Genomic DNA, 334 nt, shown 5'->3' on the forward strand with positions numbered 1-334 from the left:
GCCAAACGGGCGGTGCGATGCGGATGGTTACCGCGAATGCACCTCCTCTTCGAGCCATCGTAAGGCGGTCAGGGAGAAGTCAAGTGAACGCGTGGCCTGCGATGTGCGAGAGCAAAATCGAAGGTCATCGGTTGGGGCGGGTCGGAAAGCGGCTACATACGAACGGCCTATTACGAATTGCTAAAGGAAGACGCGACTCTATCGTTGTATCGTTCGCCGAATCGCAATACTTAACCCCAATGAGGTGGGGTGTGGGTGCAGTATTTGGAGGGGTGCGTGAATTAAATGAAGCTAATATCAGTCGTCAAAGCGAATTAAGATTTTCTGAATGCAT

General features: G+C 51.8%; 1 protein-coding gene. It reads left to right on the forward strand.

Translation table 11 applies throughout. The features are described from left to right. Positions 1-83 precede the first annotated feature (83 nt). Positions 84-334, forward strand: a 251-nt coding sequence (locus RVY79_RS18325) for a hypothetical protein (RefSeq protein ID WP_317465961.1), incomplete at its 3' end; no start/stop codon positions are given.

Origin of the sequence: Chromohalobacter sp. HP20-39 (assembly GCF_033052815.1) — a bacterium.
GTDB lineage: Bacteria > Pseudomonadota > Gammaproteobacteria > Pseudomonadales > Halomonadaceae > Chromohalobacter.